The 3,679-nt window shown below is 41.0% G+C and carries 3 protein-coding genes; 2 read left to right on the forward strand and 1 reads right to left on the reverse strand.

Annotated features, from left to right (window positions below):
- On the reverse strand, positions 1–709 hold a 709-nt coding region (locus ACE1AT_RS00130; protein ID WP_374865314.1), incomplete at its 3' end, for a hypothetical protein.
- A 251-nt stretch (positions 710–960) separates the two neighbouring features.
- Between ACE1AT_RS00130 and ACE1AT_RS00135 the strand changes: the two genes are divergently transcribed.
- Positions 961–1,878 (forward strand): YihY/virulence factor BrkB family protein, encoded by a 918-nt coding sequence (locus ACE1AT_RS00135; protein ID WP_374865312.1) that lies wholly within the window; start codon positions 961–963, stop codon positions 1,876–1,878.
- A 148-nt stretch (positions 1,879–2,026) separates the two neighbouring features.
- Positions 2,027–3,322, forward strand: coding sequence for an adenylosuccinate lyase (gene purB, locus ACE1AT_RS00140; protein ID WP_374865313.1), 1,296 nt, complete (start codon positions 2,027–2,029; stop codon positions 3,320–3,322).
- Positions 3,323–3,679 lie beyond the last annotated feature (357 nt).

Raw genomic sequence — 3,679 nt, forward strand, 5'->3', positions numbered from 1 at the left:
ATTTAAATTGCCGCATGGCGATCGCCTGTCTGTCAGAATGCCTTGAAGCGCAAATCCCCCACACTACCCCCGCACAAGTCATGTTCAGATGTGTTTGCCCTGTCTGCCCTCCCGCGCTTTGTGCCAGTTGCGTAAGTCCTGAGATTGTCAAAAAACCTTGTATAGGTTTTTTGATAAGAATTTCATCTGCAATATTACCTGCTTCCATTTCATCAACAGGCAAATTTCTATCAAGCATAAAAGCAATCAAATCATCTTTATTGCCTTCGTTATCCAAAATATTATGAATTCCACGAGTCATCTGAAAGTCTGCTGTTCTTTCAGCACTAACAAAAATCGTGTATAAGATATTGAGAGTAGCAGTCCGATTTGCGCTATTGTCAATCTTGTCGTATACAAAGATAATTAGTGAATATCCAAGCCCAAAAATCTTTTGTCGCGCAGATTTAAAAGGACATGATGATTGTGGTTGTTTGATGCTTGTCACCTTAACATCAACCATTAGTGCTGGAAAATCTACGCCACTTGCTGAATTCCCCTCTACAAATTCGTACTGTGATTTCAGATAGAGTTTAAATTTTTGTTCCAAATATGTACCAACAGCCTTACCATCTGTGACACCATAAAGCAATGGTTCTGGGTGTCGAGACTCGGCAGCTGAAAATAGCGCTGCTTCAGTACATAGAGCTTCTATAGTCAAAATTAGCATATTCATAATCAAAATCGTGCCAAGTATCATACCTTAACCTTGAGGTATTTACATACTGTGGCGAAAACTGTATTTGGTAGATGTACGATGCTATCTAGCCAGATATAACCGAGAAAAAAATCAGAGTTGGGACGATCAATTCCACCTTTAGGATAAAGTATAAGCATCCGAAGGAAGATGTTTTACACACAGAAAATTCTATATGTTTTTAATCTGGAGGTTAAAACATCCTGCTAGAGGAGACTTAGTGAATGAACTTAAAAGTGATTTGGGATTTATTCAAAGAAACATTTCACGAATGGCAGGAAGATAAAGCATCGCGGTTAGCAGCCGCATTAGCTTATTACACAATATTTTCTATTGCTCCATTATTAATTATTGTCATTGCGATCGCAGGTGCAGTGTTTGGAGAAGCAGCAGCCAGAAACGCAATTTTTACCCAACTTCAAGGATTAATTGGCCCTGCGGGTGCAGAAGTTATTCAAAATGCAATTGAAAGTGCTAGCCAACCACGAGCAGGAACTATCGCCTCACTGATTAGTATCGTTGTTTTGATTTTTGGTGCGACTGGTTTATTTACAGAATTACAAGATTCTCTGAATACAATTTGGGAAGTGAAACCAAAACCTGGAAAAGTTGTAAAAAACATGGTTCGCCAACGCTTTTTATCTTTCGCAATGGTATTGGCAATTGGTTTTTTACTGCTAGTTTCCTTGGTAATTAGTACAGCATTGGCAGCACTGATTAACTACTTTCAAAATCTATTACCAGGCGTCGATTTTCTTTGGCAAATTGTTAACTTTACTCTTGGTTTTATCATTACCACTTTACTATTCGGGCTAATCTTTAAAGTTTTGCCAGATGCCAAAATTGTGTGGAAGGATGTTTTAATAGGAGCTGCTTTAACCTCACTTTTATTCTCTTTTGGTAGGTATGCACTCGGACAATATCTTGGTAACAACACTTTTGGCTCTACTTATGGGGCTGCTGGCTCAATAGTAGTCATCTTAGTCTGGGTTTACTATACTGCTCAAATCTTGTTTTTTGGCGCAGAATTTACCCAAGTATATGCCCGCAGATATGGTTCTCGCATTATCCCAGCCGATTATGCAGTTTCTCTAAATGAAACAAACAAAGACGACAAGAGGAAACACAGACGCGGGGGATAAGGGGGACAACTTCTCAGTTATCAATTATCAGTTATCAGTTATCAAATTAAACTGTTAACTGTTAACTGATTCATCCCCAATCCCCGATCCCTTAACCTTTTCTCCACAGACCACTGTACAATATGACCGTTGTACTCTGTGACGGACTGTGATTGAGCGTTATACCTTGCCTGAGATGGGCAATTTATGGACAGATGCATATAAGTTTAAAACCTGGTTGCAAGTAGAAATCGCTGTTTGTGAAGCACAGGCGGAATTAGGTTATATTCCAGCCCAGGCGGTTGAAGAAATTAAAGCTAAGGCGAATTTCGACCCCAAACGAGTGTTAGAAATTGAAGCGGAAGTCCGTCACGATGTCATTGCTTTCTTGACAAATGTCAATGAATATGTAGGTGATGCTGGACGCTACATTCATTTGGGTTTAACTAGTTCCGATGTGTTGGATACAGCTTTAGCGTTGCAACTCGTTGCTAGTTTGGATTTGTTATTGCAACATCTGCAAGGATTAATTGATGTCATTCGTCAAAAGGCCAAAGAACATCGCTACACAGTGATGATCGGACGTTCCCACGGGATTCACGCCGAACCCATCACCTTTGGTTTTAAACTAGCTGGGTGGTTAGCGGAGGTGTTGCGCCATCAAGAACGTCTGCAAATTCTGCACAAAACGATCGCTGTGGGTAAAATTTCTGGTGCAGTGGGGACTTATGCCAATATTGAACCACGTGTAGAAGCGATCGCTTGCCAAAAACTCGGACTCCAACCCGATGCAGCCTCAACACAGGTAATCTCACGCGATCGCCACGCTGACTTCGTGCAACAGTTGGCTTTACTTGCAGCTTCTATCGAACGTTTTGCAGTGGAAATTCGCAACCTCCAAAAAACTGATGTTTTGGAAGTTGAAGAATTCTTTGCCAAAGGGCAAAAAGGCTCTTCTGCTATGCCTCACAAGCGCAACCCTATTCGTTCCGAACGCCTCACAGGTATGGCGAGAATCATCAGAAGTCATGCTGTTGCAGCTTTAGAAAATGTTGCCCTTTGGCATGAACGGGATATTTCCCACAGTTCTGTAGAACGAGTCATTTTACCAGATGCTTGCATTTTGACACATTTTATGATTATGGAGACGACTGACTTGATACAGAACCTACTGGTTTATCCAGAAAATATGGCGCGGAATATGAACGTTTATGGCGGTGTCGTCTTTAGCCAAAGAGTGTTACTCACTTTGGTAGACAAGGGAATCACTCGTGAAGAAGCCTATAAAATCGTCCAAGAAAATGCTCATACCGCTTGGAACAAACCGGAAGGCAATTTCCGCGAGTTGATTAGCAAAGATCCGCGTGTGACTGCAAAATTATCATCAGCAGAAATTGCAGCGTGTTTTGATCCACAGCACCACTTGCAGCATTTGGATCAAGTGTATCAACGGTTAGGGATTTAGTGATTAGTAGGGGTGTAAAGGTGTAGGGGTGTGGGGGTGTAGGAGGAGTTATATTTTAACGAGTGCTTGGAAATCTCTGGCCTATTCCCTGTTCCCTGTTCCCTATTTCTCTATTAATTACTTTTTGTGAATCTGTTCGTAATTAGCTCTCAAGGACTTGTAATAATTACTGGACATATAATAGATGCACAAACACAAGCTTGATAAATTCTCCTTATAAACCTCGTCCATCTTGAAAAGAGGAGTTTTTCAAAAAGGACATTATGTAGGTTGGGTGGAACGGAGTGTAACCCAACATTAACCAGACTATAATGTTGGGTTTCGCTGTCGCTACACCCAACCTACAAAACTACAGTT

The sequence above is a fragment of the Pelatocladus sp. BLCC-F211 genome (assembly GCF_041928655.1).
In the GTDB taxonomy this organism is placed as follows: domain Bacteria; phylum Cyanobacteriota; class Cyanobacteriia; order Cyanobacteriales; family Nostocaceae; genus Pelatocladus.

What these genes read in the sequence shown, in the direction of transcription:
- ACE1AT_RS00135 (WP_374865312.1), top strand. Translation starts at nt 961, where the DNA reads ATGAACTTAAAAGTGATTTGGGATTTATTCAAAGAAACATTTCACGAA.